Source organism: Mycobacterium sp. SA01 (assembly GCF_041287105.1).
Classification (GTDB): domain Bacteria; phylum Actinomycetota; class Actinomycetes; order Mycobacteriales; family Mycobacteriaceae; genus Mycobacterium.
The window spans coordinates 65,481-84,503 of sequence record NZ_JBGGNO010000009.1 but is presented as its reverse complement, the minus strand read 5'-3'; the positions used below and the strand labels follow the sequence as shown (position 1 = coordinate 84,503).

General features: G+C 66.5%; 21 protein-coding genes. 13 read left to right on the top strand and 8 right to left on the bottom strand.

What is annotated here, in order from left to right:
- Positions 1-4: 4 nt before the first annotated feature.
- Both AB4879_RS01995 and AB4879_RS01990 read left to right on the top strand, forming a co-directional pair.
- On the top strand, positions 5-397 hold the full coding sequence (locus AB4879_RS01995; protein ID WP_036344104.1) for a Rieske (2Fe-2S) protein: 393 nt from the start codon (positions 5-7) through the stop codon (positions 395-397).
- The gene (locus AB4879_RS01990) at positions 394-1,302 is read left to right on the top strand and encodes an alpha/beta fold hydrolase (RefSeq protein WP_370506196.1); all 909 of its coding nucleotides are present in this window, start codon (positions 394-396) and stop codon (positions 1,300-1,302) included. Before AB4879_RS01995 ends, AB4879_RS01990 begins: the two co-directional genes overlap by 4 nt.
- Before the next feature lie 14 nt (positions 1,303-1,316).
- On the opposite strand, the gene AB4879_RS01985 is transcribed toward AB4879_RS01990, so the two are convergent.
- Complete coding sequence (locus tag AB4879_RS01985; protein ID WP_370506195.1) at positions 1,317-1,790, bottom strand: hypothetical protein; 474 nt, start codon at positions 1,788-1,790, stop codon at positions 1,317-1,319.
- Between the two features lie 53 nt (positions 1,791-1,843).
- On the opposite strand from AB4879_RS01985, the gene AB4879_RS01980 reads away from it, so the two are divergent.
- The 8 genes from AB4879_RS01980 to AB4879_RS01945 all read left to right on the top strand — a co-directional run bounded on the left by AB4879_RS01980 (position 1,844) and on the right by AB4879_RS01945 (position 9,103).
- On the top strand, positions 1,844-3,151 hold the full coding sequence (locus AB4879_RS01980; protein WP_370506194.1) for an NADH-ubiquinone oxidoreductase-F iron-sulfur binding region domain-containing protein: 1,308 nt from the start codon (positions 1,844-1,846) through the stop codon (positions 3,149-3,151).
- A gap of 8 nt (positions 3,152-3,159) precedes the next feature.
- Positions 3,160-3,441 (top strand): ferredoxin, encoded by a 282-nt coding sequence (locus AB4879_RS01975; RefSeq protein WP_370506215.1) that lies wholly within the window; start codon positions 3,160-3,162, stop codon positions 3,439-3,441.
- Positions 3,438-5,084 (top strand): OB-fold domain-containing protein, encoded by a 1,647-nt coding sequence (locus tag AB4879_RS01970; protein WP_102809612.1) that lies wholly within the window; start codon positions 3,438-3,440, stop codon positions 5,082-5,084. The genes AB4879_RS01975 and AB4879_RS01970 overlap by 4 nt, the downstream gene beginning before the upstream one ends.
- A gap of 25 nt (positions 5,085-5,109) precedes the next feature.
- On the top strand, positions 5,110-5,985 hold the full coding sequence (locus tag AB4879_RS01965; protein WP_370506193.1) for an alpha/beta fold hydrolase: 876 nt from the start codon (positions 5,110-5,112) through the stop codon (positions 5,983-5,985).
- Positions 5,985-6,803: an NAD(P)-dependent oxidoreductase gene (locus AB4879_RS01960; protein WP_370506192.1), complete on the top strand. Its 819-nt coding sequence runs from the start codon at positions 5,985-5,987 to the stop codon at positions 6,801-6,803. Before AB4879_RS01965 ends, AB4879_RS01960 begins: the two co-directional genes overlap by 1 nt.
- Positions 6,800-7,615, top strand: a complete 816-nt coding sequence (locus tag AB4879_RS01955; protein WP_370506191.1) for an NAD(P)-dependent oxidoreductase — start codon at positions 6,800-6,802, stop codon at positions 7,613-7,615. The genes AB4879_RS01960 and AB4879_RS01955 overlap by 4 nt, the downstream gene beginning before the upstream one ends.
- Positions 7,616-7,712: 97 nt before the next feature.
- A complete protein-coding gene (locus tag AB4879_RS01950; RefSeq protein ID WP_370506190.1) occupies positions 7,713-8,915 on the top strand; it encodes a cytochrome P450 in 1,203 nt (400 codons plus the stop codon).
- On the top strand, positions 8,912-9,103 hold the full coding sequence (locus AB4879_RS01945; RefSeq protein WP_102809617.1) for a ferredoxin: 192 nt from the start codon (positions 8,912-8,914) through the stop codon (positions 9,101-9,103). Before AB4879_RS01950 ends, AB4879_RS01945 begins: the two co-directional genes overlap by 4 nt.
- A 14-nt stretch (positions 9,104-9,117) precedes the next feature.
- Here AB4879_RS01945 and AB4879_RS01940 read toward each other — a convergent pair whose 3' ends face one another.
- The 7 genes from AB4879_RS01940 to AB4879_RS01910 form a co-directional block, all read right to left on the bottom strand.
- Positions 9,118-9,624 (bottom strand): hypothetical protein, encoded by a 507-nt coding sequence (locus AB4879_RS01940; RefSeq protein WP_370506189.1) that lies wholly within the window; start codon positions 9,622-9,624, stop codon positions 9,118-9,120.
- Positions 9,621-10,232, bottom strand: a complete 612-nt coding sequence (locus AB4879_RS01935) for a TetR/AcrR family transcriptional regulator (protein ID WP_036344085.1) — start codon at positions 10,230-10,232, stop codon at positions 9,621-9,623. The genes AB4879_RS01940 and AB4879_RS01935 overlap by 4 nt, the downstream gene beginning before the upstream one ends.
- A gap of 193 nt (positions 10,233-10,425) precedes the next feature.
- Positions 10,426-11,574, bottom strand: a complete 1,149-nt coding sequence (locus AB4879_RS01930; RefSeq protein WP_370506188.1) for an acyl-CoA dehydrogenase family protein — start codon at positions 11,572-11,574, stop codon at positions 10,426-10,428.
- An 8-nt stretch (positions 11,575-11,582) separates the two neighbouring features.
- Positions 11,583-12,728 (bottom strand): acetyl-CoA C-acyltransferase, encoded by a 1,146-nt coding sequence (locus AB4879_RS01925; protein WP_370506187.1) that lies wholly within the window; start codon positions 12,726-12,728, stop codon positions 11,583-11,585.
- A gap of 26 nt (positions 12,729-12,754) precedes the next feature.
- Positions 12,755-13,969, bottom strand: coding sequence for a CaiB/BaiF CoA transferase family protein (locus AB4879_RS01920; protein WP_370506186.1), 1,215 nt, complete (start codon positions 13,967-13,969; stop codon positions 12,755-12,757).
- 34 nt (positions 13,970-14,003) lie between these two features.
- Positions 14,004-15,182 (bottom strand): acyl-CoA dehydrogenase family protein, encoded by a 1,179-nt coding sequence (locus AB4879_RS01915; protein ID WP_370506214.1) that lies wholly within the window; start codon positions 15,180-15,182, stop codon positions 14,004-14,006.
- A gap of 106 nt (positions 15,183-15,288) precedes the next feature.
- The gene (locus tag AB4879_RS01910; RefSeq protein WP_370506185.1) at positions 15,289-16,584 is read right to left on the bottom strand and encodes an amidohydrolase family protein; all 1,296 of its coding nucleotides are present in this window, start codon (positions 16,582-16,584) and stop codon (positions 15,289-15,291) included.
- Positions 16,585-16,821: 237 nt separating this feature from the next.
- On the opposite strand from AB4879_RS01910, the gene AB4879_RS01905 reads away from it, so the two are divergent.
- Genes AB4879_RS01905 through AB4879_RS01895 form a run of 3 tightly spaced genes read left to right on the top strand, consistent with a single transcriptional unit; the run spans position 16,822 to position 19,022 of the window.
- Entirely contained in the window at positions 16,822-17,352 is a 531-nt protein-coding gene (locus AB4879_RS01905; RefSeq protein WP_370506184.1) for a carboxymuconolactone decarboxylase family protein, read from the top strand.
- A gap of 4 nt (positions 17,353-17,356) precedes the next feature.
- The gene (locus AB4879_RS01900) at positions 17,357-18,700 is read left to right on the top strand and encodes an aromatic ring-hydroxylating dioxygenase subunit alpha (RefSeq protein ID WP_370506183.1); all 1,344 of its coding nucleotides are present in this window, start codon (positions 17,357-17,359) and stop codon (positions 18,698-18,700) included.
- Positions 18,693-19,022, top strand: coding sequence for a hypothetical protein (locus tag AB4879_RS01895; RefSeq protein ID WP_036344076.1), 330 nt, complete (start codon positions 18,693-18,695; stop codon positions 19,020-19,022). Before AB4879_RS01900 ends, AB4879_RS01895 begins: the two co-directional genes overlap by 8 nt.
- Position 19,023 lies beyond the last annotated feature (1 nt).

The following is a 19,023-nucleotide window of genomic DNA, read 5'->3' as shown; positions in this document are numbered from 1 at the left end:
GCAGATGACCAAACCCGAGAAGCAGCCCCGCCTGGCGCAGGGCCGAGAGCACGTTGTCGCGAGCGTGGACGAAATTCCGCCCGGCACACACAAATTGGTGCCGATCGGCCGACATGGTGTCGGGGTGTACAACGTCAACGGCACGTTCTACGCGATCGCCAACTACTGCCCGCACGAAGGCGGCCCGTTATGCTCGGGACGCCCGCGTGGACGAAACATCGTCGACGAGAGCGTCCCGGGCGATGCGGTGATGGTGCGCGATCTGGAGTACATCTACTGCCCCTGGCACCAGTGGGGATTCGAGCTGGCGACCGGCACGACGGCGGTCAAGCCGGAGTGGAGCATCCGCACCTACCCGGTACGCGTGGTGGGCGACGACGTTCTGGTGATGGCATGAGCGCCCCGGTGACCGCCGGTCCGCAACTGCGTGACGGCGAGCAGGTCATGGAGATCAACGGCGGAAACGTCGTCTACGAGATCCTCGGCGAAACAGGTGATTTCATCGCCCTGACACCCGGCGGCCGGTACAGCAAGGACATCGAGGGCTTGCGACCGTTGGCCGAGGAACTGGTCAAGGGCGGCTACCGGGTGCTGCTGTGGGACCGGCCCAACTGCGGGAAGTCCGACCTCCAGTTCTACGGGCAGAGCGAATCCCACATGCGCGCCGAGACATTGCACGGGTTGATCACCGGTCTGGGGATCGGTCCGTGCATCATCGCCGGCGGCTCCGGTGGCGCCCGCGACTCGATCCTTACCACGATCCTGTACCCCGAGATCGCCACCAAGCTGGTGACGTGGAACATCGTCGGCGGCGTCTACGGTAGCTTCGTGCTGGGCTCCTACTATCTGGTTCCCAGCATCCTCGCGGTGCGTGGCCTCGGCATCAAAGGCCTTCTGCACGTGGATGAATGGAAGGAACGTATCGCCGAGAACCCGGCGAACAAAGAGCGAATCCTGGCTATGGATCCCGACGAGTTCCTGCGGGTCATGCTGCGCTGGCTCAATGCGTTCGTGCCCAAGCCCGGTCAGGCAATCCCCGGCGTCGACGACGAGTTCTTCGGCGACATCACGGTGCCCACCCTGATCATCCGCGGCGGCGAGAACGACTGGGACCACCCCAAGCGCACCTCGCTCGAGGTGAACTGCCTCATCAAGGGCTCCACGCTGATCGACCCACCGTGGCCGGAGGATGCCTGGGAGCGCGCGGGCGAGGACCGCGCATCCGGAAGAGTCAAGCACTTCAACATGTTCGACACCTGGGTGCAGGCGGCCCCGGCCATTCTGGACTTCTTGGGCCGATGACCATCCGGTTGTCCTCAGACCAGGCGAATGCGAATCTCGCAGTTGGTCGACGCCTCCAACGCGGTGTGCACCCGACTCTCCGGGATGCGCGCCATGTCGGCCTTGCTGAGCGTGACGTCCAGAATGTCGTAGCCGTCGTCGCCTGCGGTTCGGGCGATCTCGCCGTGCAGACCGAACCCTGCCAGCACGCCGTGCGCATCTTCGTCGGTCCCGCGGCTGACGTAGGTCACCACACCGATCACCGGTGCGGTACCGAACGCCTTGGCGCACAAGGCGACTCCGATGCGCGTCAGATCGTCGACCGCGGTGTTGCTGATCAGCAGTTCGGCAACACGCCGCCCGCGCGGCATCGCGGCGAGGTTGTTGTCGAGCACGGTCACGCCGCTGTCGTCGGCGAGCGCGCGCAGCGCCGCAACACCCGCGGTGAGCTCAGCGGGCGTCAACTCGCCGGCCGGGTCCACATCGACACGCACCACCGCCGTTCTCATGGGCCTCAGCCTAGCGATCGCGCGCCGGGTGCCCGAATCAGAAGAGGTGACCGATGAATGCCACCGCAGCCGCAGACACGGCCTTGACCGTCGCCTGTGCACCGGGAGTCACCCCGCGGTTGTTGCGACTGCCGGCAACGGTGGAGAGCATGAGCGCGTATGTGTCCGTGGGCGGATACTCGCCGCTGGACAGCGCCGAGGGTCTGCTCGCCGAGGTGGAAGGCTCGGGCCTACTCGGCCGCGGCGGCGCCGCCTTTCCGCTGGCGGTCAAACTGCGTACGGTGCGCACCGCGCACACCCGCGGCCATGAGACCGTGGTGCTGGCCAACGGCGAAGAGGGCGAGCCCGCCTCGGTGAAGGACCGGTGGCTGCTGCGCCACCGTCCGCACCTGGTGCTCGACGGTGTGCGACTGGCGGCCCGCCTGGTCGGCGCCCAACATGCCTACGTTTACGTCTCCGACCTCGATGCGGCACGCGCCGTCGACGCCGCGCTCAACGAGGTGGGTTTCGATACGCTTGGCGGCCTCCAGATTTCGATCGTCACTGTGACCGCCGGCTACGTGGCCGGTGAGGAAACCGCCGCGGTACGCGCCGTCAACGGCGGACCGGCCAAGCCGACCGACAAGCCGCCACGGCCGTTCCAGCACGGCGTCGCAGGACATCCCACTCTGGTCAGTAACGTCGAGACGCTGGCGAACCTGCCGTATCTCCAACGCAACGGCGCCACGGCCTTCCGCTCGGCCGGCACGGCGGCCTCGCCGGGCACCTTCCTGATGACGATCACCGGCGCGGGACGGCCACCGGCCCTCTACGAGGTGCCGCACGGCATGCCGTTCCGCGATCTACTTGCCGTACACGGTGTTTCGCCGGACTCGGTGCAGGGCGCCCTGATGGGCGGATACTTCGCCGGGTTGCTGAACCGCGATGTGCTCGACACCACCCTTGATCACGAGACGTTCCGCGAGCTCGGATGCGGCCTCGGCTGCGGCGCGGTGGCGATTCTCACCGACGATTGTCCGGTGGCGGTGGCGGCATCGGTGCTGGCCTACTTCGACCGGGAGAACGCCGGGCAGTGCGGGTCGTGCTTCAACGGCACGGCGGCGATGGCCGCGGCCGCAGGCGCGCTGCGCGACGGTGCGGCCACCGCCGACGACGTGGCCCGTCTGGAGCGCTGGTCAGTCGTGCTGCGCGGCCGGGGTGCCTGCGCCACCCTCGACGGGGCGGCCAATGTGGCGGGCAGCCTGCTCAAGCAGTTCCCCGCGGTTGTCGAACAGCATCTGGCCGGCGCTTGTGATGCATGCGGGGCAGGCCGATTCAGCGCCCAGCGTCCCTACGAGGTGGAGGCGGTGACGCAGCCATGAGCGGTGAGATCCGAATTCGGCTGGACCGGACGCTCTGTGACGGTTTCGGTGCCTGCGCCAAGCACGCGCCGAAGCACTTTTCGCTCGACGACTGGGGCTATGCGTCCCTGATCGGGGATGGCAGGGTGGCCGAGGCCGACCGCGACGATGTCCTGCGGGCGCTGTTCGACTGCCCGGTGCACGCGATCATCGAGATCAGCGACAACGAGTTCGACGGCGAGACCGGACCTGTGGACACACCGGCCGACGAATCACCGGTCTTCGAGGCCCGCTGGGGCTACGCCCAGTGACCCGCGCCCCGCTGCCTCAGGTCACCGGCGAGAACGAGTTCTTCTGGACCTCGGGAGCCGACGACACCCTGCGCATCCAGGAGTGCCAGGGGTGCAGCTCCCTGATCCATCCGCCGCAGCCGGTGTGCCGGTACTGCGGAAGCCACGACCTCAAGGCCAAGCCGGTCAGTGGCGTAGCCGTGCTGTCGGCGTTCACCGTCAACGAGCGGTTCAGCATTCCGGGCTTGCCTGCGCCCTATGTGGTGGCCCAGGTGGCGATCCAGGAGGATCCGCGAGTCCGGTTGACCACCAACATCATCGACGCCGACCCCGCCGATCTGGAACTCGGCCAGCTTGTCGAAGTCGTCTTCGAGCAGAACGACGACGTGTATCTGCCGCTGTTCCGCCCGGTGACACCGAAACAGATCGCCGAGCAACCGACCGACGAGATCGCCCCGCAGGACTTCGCCAAGCATGTCCGGCCGCCGCTGACCGCCACGAAGTTCGAGGAGCGGTCGGCGATCACCGGAATCGGCGCGTCACGGCTGGGGCGCCGCCTGATGGTGAACCCGTTGTCGCTGACCGTCGAGGCCTGCGAAGCCGCGGTGGCCGATGCCGGGCTCACGTTCGCCGATATCGACGGCTTGTCCACCTATCCCGGCCTCGACATCGCCGGCATGGGCGAAGGCGGCGTGACCGCACTGGAGGGCGCGCTGGGGTTGCGGCCCACGTGGATCAACGGCGGGATGGACACCTTCGGGCCGGGTGGATCCATCATCGCGGCGATGATGGCCGTCGCCACCGGGATGGCCCGCCACGTGCTGTGCTTCCGCACGCTGTGGGAGTCGACCTTCCAGGAGCTGCTCAAGCAGGGCAAGATGGCGCCGCCCGGCGGGGCGCGCACCAGCAGCTGGCAGATGCCGTTCGGCGCGACCTCCGCCGCACACACGTTGGCGCTCAACGCCCAACGGCACTTCGCCCGCTACGGCACCACCCGCGAGACACTGGGCTGGATCGCGATCAACCAGCGGGCCAACGCCGCGCTGAATCCGACCGCCATCTACCGCGACCCGATGACAATGGAGGACTACCTGTCGGCGCGGCCGATCACCACGCCGTTCGGGCTCTACGACTGCGACGTGCCCTGTGACGGCGCGGTCGCCGTGATCGTCTCCGCGGTGGAAGCCGCCCGCGACCTGCCCAAGCCGCCGGTGTTGTTCGAGGCCGTCGGCACCCAGATCGTCGAACGCACCGACTGGGATCAGACGACCATGACCCACGAGCCGCAGGTGCTGGGCCAGTCGGCGCATCTGTGGACGCGAACCTCGTTGCGTCCCAGCGATGTCGACGTCGCCGAGCTCTACGACGGGTTCACCTTCAACTGCTTGTCGTGGCTGGAGGCGCTCGGCTTCTGCGGCATCGGCGAGGCGAAGGACTTTCTGGACGGGGGCGCCAACATCGCCCGCGACGGTGTACTCCCGTTGAATACCCACGGCGGTCAGCTCTCCCACGGCCGAACCCACGGTATGGGCCTGATCCACGAGGCGGTCAGCCAGCTGCGCGGCGAGGCCGGCGATCGGCAGGTCGCGGGCGCCCGCGTCGCGGTGGCGAGCAGCGGAGGGCTGACGCCGAGCGGGGTTCTGCTGATGCGGGTCGACGGATGAGCGAGAATCCGAAGGCGGATCGCGGATGAGCACCGGCACCCCGGTGCGCCGGATGGTTCCGGTCGACGGGATCCCGATGTCGGGCTTGTTCGCCGAGGCGGCAGATCCGAAGGGAGTCATCATCGCCCTGCACGGCGGGGCGTCCTCAGCGGCCTACTTCGACTGCCCCAACCACCCTGAGCTGTCGTTCTTACGGGCCGCGGCCGCAGCGGGTTTCAGCGCGGTGGCACTCGACCGGCCGGGCTACGGAGCATCGGCGCCCTACTCCGATTCGATGTGGGAGCCGCAACGCCGGGTCGAGTTGGCCTACGGCGCCGCCGACGCGATGCTCGGCAAGCGAGACCGCGGCGCCGGCCTGTTCATCCTGGCGCATTCCAACGGCTGCGAACTCGCGTTGCGGATGGCCGTCGCCGAGCGGGGCCGCGACCTGCTGGGTATCGAGCTGGCCGGCACCGGCTTGCGCCAATACCCCTCTGCCAGAGCCATTCTCAAGCAGGCGACGCCGACCCACCGGCCCGCCGGCCTGCGCGAGTTGATCTGGGCGCCCGAAGAGCTCTATCCCGCCGACGTGATCAACGCCGTCGGCTCCGCCGGCGCACCGCCGCAAGAAGCGGAGATCTCGACCCACTGGGCCGGGCGGGATTTCCCGGCGCTCGCCGGCCATGTCACCGCGCCGGTACGTTTCACCGCCGCCGAGCACGAACGAGTGTGGGACTCCACGCCGGAAGCACTGGCTGACATCGCGGCACTGTTCGGCACGTCGGCGCAGGTGGAGATCCACCACCAGGACGGCGCAGGACACAATCTGAGCCTGGGTGTCGCTGCGGCGCAGTATCACTCGAGTGTCGTGTCGTTCTTCACGAACTGCATCACCGCCGACATGGACAGAGAGGCCGGCTAATGCGCGTCGGATTCATCGGGCTGGGCAGCCAAGGCGCGCCCATGGCACGCCGGATCGTCGAGGGCGGCTACCCGCTCACACTGTGGGCCCGGCGCGCGGCATCGGTGGAACCCTTCGCCGACACCGCGGCCACGGTCGCGGCCACGCCGCAGGAGCTGGCCGCCAACAGCGACCTGGTGTGCCTGTGTGTGGTCGGTGACGCCGACGTGCTCGAGGTGGCGACCGGCGACGGCGGCGTGCTGTCCGGACTGCAGCCCGGCGGCATCATCGCCGTGCACGCCACCGTGCACCCGGACACCTGCCGACAGTTGGCCGAGCAGGCCGCCGCTCAGGGGGTCGCCGTCGTCGACGCTCCGGTCAGCGGTGGTGGCCCGGCCGCAGAGGAGGGAAAGCTTCTGGTGATGGTCGGCGGTCAGGATGCCGTGGTGGAGAGGGTCCGCCCGGTGTTCGCCACCTACGCCGATCCGATCGTGCACCTGGGTGACGTCGGCTCTGGACAGGTCACCAAACTGCTGAACAACCTGTTGTTCACCGCGAACATCGCGACCGCCAAGACCGCGCTGGATCTCGGTGCGGCGCTGGGTATCACACCCGAGAACCTGTCAGAGGTCATCACCCGGGGATCGGCCAACAGCTTCGCGCTGGGCAGCGTGGCCCGATTCGGCGGCAACCTCGACATCCTCAAGCAGGTCGCCGCGGGGCTGCTGCACAAGGACGTCAGCCTGATCGCGGGGATCGCCGACAAGGCAGGCGCACAGCCCGGTGCGGTGCTGGACGCCGCCGACGCCGCACTGAGGTTGATGGACAACCCACGGTGAAAGTCGGCTTCATCGGGGCGGGCCGGATGGGCGCACCCATGGTGCAGCGGCTGGCCGGCGCCGGCCACGACGTCACCGTGCTCGGTAGGACTCCCGAGAAGCTCATCGCAGCAGGCGAATTGGGTGCGACCGCGGCCGGGAGCGCCGCCGATGTGGCCCGTGAGGCCGACGCGGTGGTTCTCTGCGTCTTCACCGACGAGCAGGTGCGCCAGATCGTCCTGGCCGACGACCTGCTGGGCGCCATGCGCCAGGGCGCGGTGCTGATCCTGCACACCACAGGCAATCCGCGCACCGCCGAAGCGATCGCCGCGCACGCCGACGAACTCGGCATCGGCGTGCTCGACGCACCGGTGAGCGGCGGACCGCATGACATCGCCGCAGGAACGGTGACGGTGTTCGTCGGCGGCGGCGACGACGCGTATGCGCTGGCGCGGCCGGTGCTGTCCAGCTACGCCGATCCGGTGCTGCACGTCGGACCGACGGGGTTCGGTCAGCGGGTCAAGTTGATCAACAACGCGCTGTTCGCCGCGCAGATCGGCATCGTGGCGGAGGCGGTCGCGCTGGCCGGTCGCCTCGGTGTCGACGAGACCACCCTGCTCGGCGCACTCCCCCACGGCAGCGGCACCAGCCGAGCTCTGGATTCGATCGCGCGCGTCGGCTCGGCGAGCGGATTCATCGCTGCAGTCGGTGAATTCATCGGCAAGGACGTCGCCGTCGTCCGCGCGACCGCAGCCGATCTGGGGACCGACCTCGGACTGCTGGGGGCGGCCGTCGACGCCGGCCTTCCGAGCGCGAAAGGTGAGGGGAATTAGCCATTTTCCGCTCTCCCGTCAGACCCACTGTTAGCGTTACACTCAACCAACCTTCCGTAACGCTCAAGGCCCAGCTCTCGCCTCGGAGGAGAACGCAATGACTCAGGCCGAACTCGTCTTCGATCCGTTCTCGCAGGAGTACTTCAACAACCCGTTCGACATCTACGAACGCATGCGGGCCGAGGCCCCGCTGTATTACGACACAGGCGAGGACTTCTACGCGATCTCCCGGCACGAGGATGTCGCGGCTGCGCTGAAGGATCATGAGAGCTTCTCGTCGACCCGCGGTTGCGATCTGGCCATGGTGAAAGCGGACGAGCCGCCGCAGAAGTCGATCATCTTCATGGACCCGCCCGAGCACCGGCACATGCGCAGTCTGCTGAACAAAGCCTTCACCCCCCGCGCGGTGCAGTCGCAGCGTGATGTGGTCATCGAACTGGCGGACAAGTATCTGGCGGCGGCCGACCCGGACAACTTCGACGTGGTCCAGGACTTCTCCGGGCCGTTCCCGGTCGAGGTCATCACCCGGATGGCCGGCGTGCCGGAGGAATACCGGCAACAGGTTCGGCACTGGATCGACACCAGCCTCAGTCGTGAGCCCGGGCAGATGGGGACCAGCGAGGCCGGCATGCAGGCCAATATCGAGACCGCGATGTACTACTACGGCCTGGTGCAGGAGCGGCGCGAGAACCCGCAGGATGACATGATCAGTCGCCTGATCGCCGCCGAGATCCCCGATGACGACGGCCACATGCGTCGGTTGGATGACATCGAAATCTGCGGTTTCGCAACGCTTCTCGGCGGTGCGGGTGCCGAGACCGTGACCAAGCTGATGGGGACTGCCGCGGTCAACTTCGCCCGCTTCCCCGACCAGTGGCGCAAGCTGCTCGACGACCGGTCCAAGATTCCCGCGGCGGTGGAGGAACTGCTGCGCTACGAGGGGCCGGTGCAGTACAACGTGCGCTACACCCTCAAGGACACCGAGGTGCCCAGCGGCAAGATCCCGGCAGGCAAGCCGGTGTTCCTCCTGCTGGCGTCGGCCAACCGGGACTCGGCCGCCTTCACCGACGCCGACGCCTTCGACATCGACCGCGACCGCACCGAGGCGCAGAACCTGGGCCTGGGGTACGGCATCCACAGCTGCCTCGGCGCCGCCCTGGCCCGCATGGAAAGCGCCCTGGCGCTGGAGAAACTGCTGGACTTCATGCCGCGCTACGAAGTCCAGTGGGATGGGCTGCGCCGCGTACAGATGCAGAATGTGGCGGGTTACTCCCACGTACCGGTGAAGGTGCTGCGATGAAGATTGAAGTGGACTTCGGCCTGTGTGAGGCCAACGCGATCTGTATGGGGATCATCCCGGAGGTGTTCCAGGTCGACGACCAGGATTACCTGCACGTCCTGTCCGACGAGGTGACCCCGGAGAACGAGGCACAGATTCGCGACGCGGTGCGTCAGTGCCCCCGGCAGGCCATCTCCATCAAGGAGTAGGTTTCCGTCCGCCCTCAGCCGGCCGGGACCAGGTCGGCGCCGATCGGCGGGCAGCTCATCGCGCCGCTGCGGAAGGTCTCGGTCGCGGCGACCGACACGTCGTCGACATCGGCCGCGGCCAGCGCCTGAGCCTTGAACACCCGCGCCGCCGAGCTCAGGCGGTGCTCGACGGAGTCGATATCGCGGTCGAGACCACCGGACTGCGCTTCACCCCACAACGCCACCTCGGTCATGCCGTAGTCCAGTGCGCGCAGCACGCCCTCGCGGACCCGTGCGTCGGTATCGAGGAGGTCGGCGGCGACCGCCAGCGCCTGCGGGTGCGGCTGATCGTCGCCGGCCGCGATCATCGATTCGAAGTCGGAGGTCTGGGCGCCCAGGATCGTCAGGGGCCGGGTGTCGCCGGGCTGCGCGAGCAGAACGTTGACATCCCAGCCCGCCATCACGCGGTCGAAGATCCAGCCGCCGGCGTACCGCACCGCCTCGGCGACGCTGGGCGCGACGATGTCGAGCCGGTACCTCATGATCCGGCGGGCGCCATCAGCTGGCTCGCCAGCGACCTGGAGTACTCCCGGAACACATCGATCAGCGGTATCGACGGGTCGAGCAGCCATGAGGTCTCCATTCCGTTCACAAATGCCAGGATTTCCACGGCCTTTCGGGCCGGGTTCACGTCTGATCGGTATCGGCCTTCGGCCTGACCGCTGCGGATCCGGTCGGCGATGATGTCGACCGCCTGCCGATAGCGATCGACCAGCCGGTCGTGCAGCGGAGCGTCGGGGGCGATGTTCTCCACCATCAGCACCGCGAAGGTGCCGACGAGCTGGGGCGAGCGGTCGAACCGGTCGGCGGCATTGGCGATGCCCTCGACCAGGTCGCCGGTCAGGTAGTCGGCATGCTCGCTGTCGTCGGCATCCCGGGCGTCGAGCACCGCGTGCAGCAGTTGCTCCTTGGACTCGAAGTGATGCAGCAGCCCCGCGGCGGTGACGCCGGCCTCCTTGGCGATCTGCGCGAGGGTGGTGTTGCGCCAGCCATTGCGGGCCAGGAGCCGCTGCGCGACGTCGAGGATGCGCTGCTTACGGTCCTCCCCTTTGGCGAGGAGGGTGGCGTAGGGGCGAGTCGTCGTCGTCACCGCACTCCTTTCCGCCAGACCAACCTAGTGAACACACAGTAGGTTGGTTTGTGCGGATGTGACAAGGGTCTCAGCGGAAAAAGTTTCAGGTAAGCGAATCGCTTGTCCCGACATCGACGTCAGGGCTGTGAAATGGCGCCATCAGCAGCCATGAAGTCGATCTCGCGACGGGTCCAGCGCGACGGCGGGCCGGCTACAAACCCAGCGACTTGGCGATGATCACTTTCATCACCTCACTGGTCCCGGCGTAGATCCGGGCCACTCGCGCATCGGTATAGAGGCGCGCGATCGGATACTCCATCATGTAGCCGTACCCGCCGAACAGCTGCAGGCAGCGGTCGATCACCCGCTGCTGCATCTCGGTGCAGAACAGCTTCACCCGGGCGGCGTCGGCTCCACTGAGCTCACCCTCGACGTGCAGGCTCACCGCCCGGTCGAGCATGGCCTGGGCGGCCTCCACCTCCGTCGAGCAGGCGGCGAGTTCGAACTTGGTGTTCTGAAACGACGCGACAGGCGTGCCGAAGGCCTTGCGGCTCTGCGTGTAGTCGATCGCTGCCGCGATCGCCGAGCGGGCTTGGGCGACAGAACCCACCGCGACGGTGAGCCGTTCCTGCGCGAGGTTGTGCCCGAGGTAGCTGAAGGCGTGGCCTTCCTCCCCCAGCACGTTGGCCGCCGGCACCCGGACGTCGACGAAGGACAGCTCGGCGGTGTCCTGCACCTTGCAGCCCATCTTCTCGAGCTCGCGCCCACGGGTGAAGCCCGCCATGCCGTCCTCAACGACCAACAGCGTCAGGCCGGCGCGACGGTTGTCGGGGTCGGTGGAGGTGCGGGCCACCACGACCACCAGATCGGCCTGCATGCCACCGGTGATGAAAGTCTTTGCGCCGTTGACGATGTAGTGGTCGCCATCTCGTACCGCCGTCGTGCGCACCCCGGCCAGGTCCGACCCGGTGCCCGGCTCGGTCATCGCGACCGCGGTCAGCAGCGTCCCGGCCGCAAGCCCGGGGAACCAGCGGGCCCGCTGTTCGTCGTTGGCGTAGTGCAGGAAGTACGGCAGGATCACCTCGAGCTGGGTGCGGACCGTCGACAAGGTGACCAGTGCTCGGGCGGCTTCTTCCTGCAGGACCACGTTGTAGCGGTAGTCATCCTGGCCGCCGCCGCCGTATTCCTCGGGCAGCGTGACGCCCATGATCCCGGTCTCCCCGAGCCTCGCGAACGTCTCGCGTGGCATCCGGCCCGCCTTCTCCCACTGCGGGTAGGCGGGCACGACCTCCTTCTCGATGAAGTCCCGAGCGAGTTCGCGAAACGCCTCGTGATCGGCGGTGAAAAGATCGCGGCGCATCAGGCCGCTCAGCCGATCAGCTCGACGACGGTCGCGTTGGCGGTGCCGCCGCCCTCACACATCGTCTGCAATCCGTAGCGAATTCCGTTGTCGCGCATGTGGTACAGCATGCGTGTCATCAGCACCGCGCCCGAGCCGCCCAACGGGTGGCCCAGCGCGATCGCGCCGCCGAGGGGGTTGAGCCGCTCGGCCTTGGCGCCGGTGTCGGCCTGCCACGCCAGCGGCACCGGCGCGAACGCCTCGTTGACCTCGAACACCCCGATGTCGTCGATGCCAAGGCCGGTCTTGCCCAGCACCTTCTCCGTCGCCGGGATCGGACCGGTCAGCATCATCACCGGGTTGGCGCCGGCGACGGCCCCCGCGACATAGCGCGCCAGCGGTGTCCAGCCCTGTGCGGCAGCGTATTCCGCGGTGGTGACCAGCAGCGCGGCGGCGCCGTCGGAGATCTGCGATGAGTTGCCGGCGTGGATGACGCCGTCCTCGGTGAACGCCGGCTTGAGCCCGGCCAGCTTCTCGACGGTGGTCCCGCGGCGGATGCCTTCGTCGGCGCTGATCACACCGCCGTCGGTCGCCACCGGCACGATCTGGTCGTTGAACGCCCCGCGATCCTGTGCCGCAGCGGCCAGTTCGTGGCTGCGCGCCGAGAACTCATCGAGGTCGGTGCGGGACAGTCCCCATTTCTGCGCGATCATCTCCGCGGAAATGCCTTGATTGAACGAGAAGTCGTCATAACGCTCGAGCACTTTGGGGCCATACGGCATACCGGTGGCACGCGCCGAGCCGAGCGGAACACGGCTCATCACCTCGACTCCGCCGGCGACCACCACGTCCTGCTGACCGGACATCACCGCCTGCGCGGCGAAATCCAGTGCCTGCTGGCTGGATCCGCAGGCCCGGTTCACGGTCGTGCCGGGAATGGATTCCGGCCAGCCGGCCGCCAGGACCGAGAACCGGCCGATATTGCTCGACTGGTCACCGACCTGGGACACGCAACCCCACACCACGTCGTCGACCGTCGCCGGGTCCAAGCCGGTGCGCTCGGCGAGTGCGTTCAGCACCACCCCCGACAGGTCGGCGGCATGCATGCCGGACAGCCCGCCGTTTCGCTTACCGACGGGGGTGCGGACCGCCTCGACGATCACCGTTTCCCGCATGGCTTCTCCTTAGTTCTGATGATTGTTCATGCGACGGCACCCTGCTCACGCAGTCTGCCGATGTCGCTGTCCGACAAGCCCAACTCGGCCAGCAGCGCGTCGGTGTGCTCACCGAGGCCGGGTACCGGGCCCATCGGCTGCTCGTAGTCTTCGATGATCGGCGGCGGCAGGATTGCCTGGATCGGACCAGCGGTCGTTTGCACTGTTCGCCAGCGGTCACGATCGGACAACTGCGGGTGCGCGAGCACCTCGCTGGGCAGATTGTAGCGGGCGTTGCCGATACCCGCCGCATCAGCCGTCTTCTGGATGTGCGCGAGATCGTGTTGCGCACACCAGGTTTGAATGGACGAGTTGAGTTCGTCGCGGTGGGCGCACCGATCGGAATTGCTGGCGTACCGCGGGTCGTCGGCCAAGTCGGGCCGGTCGATGATCTCGCGCGCCAGCCGTTGCCATTCCCGGTCGTTGGTGGTGCCGAGCACCACCGTCTGATTGTCCGCTGTTTCGAAGGAGCCGTACGGCGCGACCGCCGGGGAGTTCATTCCCAGCGGCTGCTGGTCGATTCCGGAATGCTGGGCGTAGGTCAGCGGATATCCCATCAGGTCCATCATCGTGTCGAACAGGCTCACAGAAACGGCTGAGCCTGGACGCGTCCGTTTATCCCGCGAGATCAGCAGCGCCATGATCGACAACGCCGAGTACAGCCCGGTGGAGATGTCGGCGATCGGCGGTCCGGGCTTGGCCGGCATCCCGGGATAACCCGTCACCGCACACGATCCCGACTCCGACTGCGCCAGCAGGTCGTAGGCGCGCTTGTTCGACAGCGGGCCGCCGGCCCCGTACCCGTCGATCTCGACGGCGATCACATCGGGGTGGCGCTCACGCAGCTGGTCGGCTGAGATGCCGAGCCGGGCGGTGGAACCCGGCGCGAGATTGGACACCAACGCATCGGCGCGGTCGAGTAACCGGTGCAGGATCTCAAGACCCTCGGCCGACTTCAGGTCCAACGCAATCGATTCCTTGTTGCGGTTGGCCCAGACGAAGTGAGCCGCAAGGCCACCCGGGCCGTTGACGACATCGTCGTAATGCCTGGCGAAATCCCCGCCGGCCGGGTTCTCCACCTTGATAACCCGGGCACCGAAGTCAGCCAGGACCCGCGTGCACATCGGTGCCGCCACCGCCTGCTCCAACGCCACGACAGTGATACCGGCCAGCGGAGCTGCCGGTCCTTGCGCAGAAGTCATCAGATCACCATACGGTCGGCCAGATCGCCGGATACTAGTAGCTCTTGGGCAGGCCGAGCACATTGGCGCCGAGGAAGTTCAGGATCATCTCCTGGCTGACGGGCGCGATCTTCATCAGGCGCGCTTCCCGGAAGAACCGGGAGATGTGGTACTCCTCGGAATACCCCATGCCACCGTGGGTCTGCAGCGCTCGGTCGGCTGCCGCGAAACCCGCATCCGCGCACAGGTACTTGGCCATATTGGCTTCGCGGCCGCACGACTTTCCGTTGTCGTAGAGCCAGGTCGCCTTGCGCAGGATCAGTTCGGCGGCATCGAGGCGAGCAAGCGAGTCGGCCAACGGGAACTGGATGCCCTGGTTCATCCCGATCGGCCGGTCGAACACCACGCGCTCGTTGGCGTACTTGACCGCGCGGTCCAGCGCCACCCGACCGATGCCCAGCGCCTCGGCGGCGATCAGCATCCGCTCCGGGTTCAGCCCGTGCAGGATGTAGGAGAAACCCTTGCCCTCCTCGCCGATGCGGTCGGCGACCGGGACCCGCAGATCGTCGATGAACACCTCGTTCGAGCTGACGGCGTTGCGGCCCATCTTCTTGATGGGCCGGATGTCGACGTGATCGCGGTCGATGTCGGTGAGGAACAGCGAGAGTCCCTCGGTCGGCTTGCCGCCCCGCCTTTCCACGTCCTCGCGGCTCTCGGTGCGGGTCAGCAGCAGGATCTTCTCGGATTCCAGCGCCTTTGAGATCCACACCTTGCGGCCGTTGACGACATAGCTGTCGCCGTCTCGCTTGGCGAACGTCGTGATGCGCGAAGTATCCAGTCCGGCACCGGGTTCGGTGACGCCGAAGCACACGTGCAGGTCGCCGTTGACGATGCGCGGAAGCGTCGCGGCCTTCATCTCGTCGGAACCGAACACCACCACCGGTTGCATGCCGAAGATCGACATGTGGATGGAGCTCGCCGCGTTCATGCCGCCGCCGGAGCGGGCCACTTCCTCGGCCAAGATCGTCGCCTCGGTGATGCCCAGGCCATGGCCGCCGTACTCCTCCGGGATGGTCATCCCGAGCCAGCCGCCACCTGCGATGGCGTCGTAGAACTCCTGCGGGAACTCGTGCCCCTGGTCTTTCTCCAGCCAGTAGTGGTCGTCGAAGCGTGATGCCAGCTCCCGCACCGACTTACGGATCAGCTCCTGATCTTCGGTCAGTTCGAAGCTCATACCTGAAGACACACCCACACTCCTCTACTCAACGGTCCGCACGCAGGACGGCGCGCCGGCGCGATCTTCTTTCTGCGCACCGGCGCCCTGTCCCCCGCGGACGATGTCAGTCCGTATTGCCGGACAGCTCTTTGGCGTTCGCCGCGAAGTCGGCGAAGTTGGCGCCGGTCTTCTCCTTCTTCGACAAGGCCTGGATGGAGACGTCGTGGCCTTCGGCGGCCTTGCGCAGCGCGCCGATCGTGGCCTGCTCCTTGGAGATATGCGTGAACGGGTCCCAGTGGTACCAGCGCATGGCGTTCTGGTAGGTCATCTTGTTGATCTCGTCGTCGGGCACGTGGTGTTCGCGCAGGACCTCGTCGAGTTGTTCGGGGGCGCCGGGCCACATCGAGTCCGAATGCGGGTAGTCGGCTTCCCAGCAGATGTTGTCGATGCCGACGTCGTTGCGCAGTTGTACCCCGACGTGGTCGGAGATGAAGCAGGTCAGGAAGTGGTCGCGGAACACCTCCGAGGGCTTCTTCTTCCCGAAGTCCTGCCCGGTCCAGGTCGAGTGCATCTCATAGGTGCGATCGGCGCGTTCCAGGAAGTAGGGAATCCACCCGGTGCCACCCTCACTCAGGGCGATCTTGAGGTCCGGGTACTCCTTGACCGGCCGTGACCACAACAGGTCCGCGGCGGCCTGGACGATGTTCATCGGCTGCAGGGTGATCATCACGTCCATCGGCGCGTCGGGGGCGGTGATCGCGAGCCGGCCCGAGGAGCCGATGTGCACGTTGAGCACGGTGTCGGTGTCGACCAGGGCGTCCCACATCGGCTTCCAGTGCTCGAAGTCGTGGAAACTGGGATAGCCCATCGCAGCGGGGTTTTCGGTGAACGTCAGCGAGTGCACTCCGCGCGCGGCATTGCGGCGGATCTCGGCCGCACAGGCGACCGGGTCCCAGATCACCGGCAACGTCATCGGGATGAACCGTGCCGGATAGGCACCGCACCACTCCTCGACATGCCAATCGTTGTAGGCCTGCACCAGCGCCAGCGAGAACTCGGCATCCTCGGTGGCGAACAACCGGCCCGCGAAACCGGGGAACGACGGGAAACACATCGAGCCCAGGATGCCGCCGGCGTTCATGTCCTTGACCCGCTCGTCGACGTTGTAGCAGCCGGGCCGGATCTCATCGAGCCCTTGCGGCTCCAGGCCGTATTCCTCCTTGGGCCGCCCCGCCACCGCATTGAGCGCGACGTTGGGAATCGTGATGTCGCGGAACCGCCACATGTCGGAGCCGTCGGGATTGTGCACCAACCGGGGAGCGTCGTCGGCGTATTTCTTCGGCAGATGATTGGCGAACATGTCGGGCGGTTCCACGATGTGGTCGTCGACGCTGATCAGGATCATGTCCTCTTTGCGCATACCGGTTCCTTCCGTCGCTGACCTCTCCACTGAAAACTAGCTTCTCATTCCGCGAGAATCAACATCCGGTAATCGGCTTACCGGTGCGTGCGGCCCGTAGGCTGACCTTCCGACACACCTGGTCGGCCCTGGTTTTTCCGCCCTGTTCAGGCGCGGGGATTGACCTTCCGGCAAGTTCATGGAAACCTGTTATTCGGAATTGAGAATGTGATTCTCCATCGCGAGAGGGGGTTACCGATGCGCCTGACACCGCTACCTGCGGAGCAGTGGGACGACGAGGTCCAGGTCGCGCTCAAGGGCATGTTGCCGCGCGACCGGCAGAACCCCGAGGGCGCCGGAACGGCGCTGTCGACCCTCGTTCGTCACCCCGACCTGACCAAGGCCTACCTCGGCTTCAACGTCTATCTGCTGTTCCGCTCCACGCTGCCGGCCCGGCTGCGGGAGGTCGCGGTGCTGCGGGTGGCGCATCGCCGGGACTGCACCTACGAGTGGGAGCACCACGTCGAGATGGCCAAGGCGGAAGGGCTGACCGACGACGACGTCGAGGCCATCCGCACCGGCGAGGCCAACAACGAGCTCGACGGGCTTGTCGTACGGGCCACCGACGAGCTCGAGGAGAAATCCAATCTCACCGACGAGACCTGGGCCGCGCTCGGCGAGCATCTCACCGAGCGCCAGCGCATGGACTTCGTCTTCACCGTCGGCGCCTACGGCATGTTGGCCATGGCGTTCAACACTTTCGGCGTACAGCTCGAGAACGAAAGGTAAGTACGTGGCATTTTTCAAGAAGCCGGATGTCGGCAGCTGGACCGAGAACTGGCCGGAACTCGGCACCGGTCCGGTCAACTACGAGGACTCGATTGATCCCGAGCACTGGAAGCTGGAGCAGCAGGCCATCTTCCGCAAGACCTGGCTGCAAATGGGCCGCGTGGAGCTGGTCCCCAAGAAGGGCAACTACATCACCCGCGAGCTGCCGTCAGTCGGGCCGGGTACGTCGATCATCATCGTCAACGACGGTGACGAGGTCCGCGCCTTCTACAACCTGTGCCGCCATCGCGGCAACAAGCTGGTGTGGAATGACTATCCCGGCGAAGAGGTTTCGGGCAGCTGCCGCCAATTCGTCTGCAAGTACCACGCCTGGCGGTACTCGCTGAAGGGCGACCTGACCTTCATCCAGCAGGAGCAGGAGTTCTTCGACGTCGACAAGGCCGACTACCCGCTCAAGCCGGTGCGCTGCGAGGTGTGGGAAGGCTTCATCTTCGTCAACTTCGACGATGACGCGGTCTCGCTCGAGGAGTACCTCGGCGAGTTCGGTCAAGGCCTGAAGGGCTATCCGTTCCACGAGATGACCGAGCACTACAGCTATCGCGCGACGGTCGGCTCCAACTGGAAGTTGTTCATCGACGCCTTCGTCGAGTTCTACCACGCGCCGATCCTGCACATGAAGCAGGCGGAGAAGGAGGAGGCCGAGAAGCTCGCCAAGTTCGGCTTCGAGGCGCTGCACTACGACATCAAGGGCGACCACTCGATGATCTCGTCCTGGGGCGGCATGAGTCCGCCGAAGGACCTGAAGATGGTCAAGCCCATCGAACGGATCCTGCACAGCGGCCTGTTCGGGCCGTGGGACCGCCCCGACATCAAAGGCATCCTGCCCGATGAGCTGCCACCCGCGATCAATCCCGGCCGGCACTCGACGTGGGGCCAGGACTCGTTCGAGTTCTTCCCGAACTTCACGTTGCTGTTCTGGGCGCCGGGCTGGTACCTGACCTACAACTACTGGCCCACCGCGGTGGACTCCCATATTTTCGAGGCCGACCTGTACTTCGTGCCGCCGAAGAACCTGCGCGAACGACTTTCCCAGGAACTGGCCGCGGTGACCTTCAAGGAGTACGCGTTCCAGGACGCCAACACTCTGGAAGCCACGCAGACCCAGATCGGCACCCGCGCCGTACTGGACTTCCCGCTGTGCGACCAGGAAATCCTGTTGCGCCACCTGCACCACACCGCGCACAAGTACGTGGACCGGTACAAACAGTCATTGGCCGCACGCAACGGCAACGGGGCGGCCGCAGCGCAGAGCCCGAAGGCGGAAGAAAAGGATCCAGCAAATGTCTAAGTTGCCAGCGGAATTCGCCGACCTGGAGCGCTTCAGCGACTGGTGTCTGCCCACCGAGGAGGAGCGCTACCAGAAGCGGCTGAACTCGACGATGGCCGAGATGCAGGAACTGTACGACGCCGGATTGGCGCGGCTGGAAGACATCATGGTCTACGTCGACGCCCGCTTCCCGCTCCAAGGCATGCCGGAAGACGCCAAGGCTCTGGTACATCTAGGACAGTCGATCGTGCAGGTGAGCTTTCCGATCGAGGTGTGGAAGCAGCCCCGCGTGCTCGACAGTGGGGCCGCGTATATCGAACTGATCAAGGAGCCGGTGGTCTAGG

Excerpts from the sequence above, each read along its gene's own strand:
- AB4879_RS01995 (WP_036344104.1), top strand. The coding sequence starts at position 5 with ATGACCAAACCCGAGAAGCAGCCCCGCCTGGCGCAGGGCCGAGAGCAC.
- AB4879_RS01990 (WP_370506196.1), top strand. The coding sequence starts at position 394 with ATGAGCGCCCCGGTGACCGCCGGTCCGCAACTGCGTGACGGCGAGCAG.
- AB4879_RS01985 (WP_370506195.1), bottom strand. The coding sequence starts at position 1,790 with ATGAGAACGGCGGTGGTGCGTGTCGATGTGGACCCGGCCGGCGAGTTG.
- AB4879_RS01980 (WP_370506194.1), top strand. The coding sequence starts at position 1,844 with ATGAATGCCACCGCAGCCGCAGACACGGCCTTGACCGTCGCCTGTGCA.
- AB4879_RS01965 (WP_370506193.1), top strand. The coding sequence starts at position 5,110 with ATGAGCACCGGCACCCCGGTGCGCCGGATGGTTCCGGTCGACGGGATC.
- AB4879_RS01960 (WP_370506192.1), top strand. The coding sequence starts at position 5,985 with ATGCGCGTCGGATTCATCGGGCTGGGCAGCCAAGGCGCGCCCATGGCA.
- AB4879_RS01950 (WP_370506190.1), top strand. The coding sequence starts at position 7,713 with ATGACTCAGGCCGAACTCGTCTTCGATCCGTTCTCGCAGGAGTACTTC.
- AB4879_RS01945 (WP_102809617.1), top strand. The coding sequence starts at position 8,912 with ATGAAGATTGAAGTGGACTTCGGCCTGTGTGAGGCCAACGCGATCTGT.
- AB4879_RS01940 (WP_370506189.1), bottom strand. The coding sequence starts at position 9,624 with ATGAGGTACCGGCTCGACATCGTCGCGCCCAGCGTCGCCGAGGCGGTG.
- AB4879_RS01930 (WP_370506188.1), bottom strand. The coding sequence starts at position 11,574 with ATGCGCCGCGATCTTTTCACCGCCGATCACGAGGCGTTTCGCGAACTC.
- AB4879_RS01925 (WP_370506187.1), bottom strand. The coding sequence starts at position 12,728 with ATGCGGGAAACGGTGATCGTCGAGGCGGTCCGCACCCCCGTCGGTAAG.
- AB4879_RS01920 (WP_370506186.1), bottom strand. The coding sequence starts at position 13,969 with ATGACTTCTGCGCAAGGACCGGCAGCTCCGCTGGCCGGTATCACTGTC.
- AB4879_RS01915 (WP_370506214.1), bottom strand. The coding sequence starts at position 15,182 with ATGAGCTTCGAACTGACCGAAGATCAGGAGCTGATCCGTAAGTCGGTG.
- AB4879_RS01910 (WP_370506185.1), bottom strand. The coding sequence starts at position 16,584 with ATGCGCAAAGAGGACATGATCCTGATCAGCGTCGACGACCACATCGTG.
- AB4879_RS01905 (WP_370506184.1), top strand. The coding sequence starts at position 16,822 with ATGCGCCTGACACCGCTACCTGCGGAGCAGTGGGACGACGAGGTCCAG.
- AB4879_RS01895 (WP_036344076.1), top strand. The coding sequence starts at position 18,693 with ATGTCTAAGTTGCCAGCGGAATTCGCCGACCTGGAGCGCTTCAGCGAC.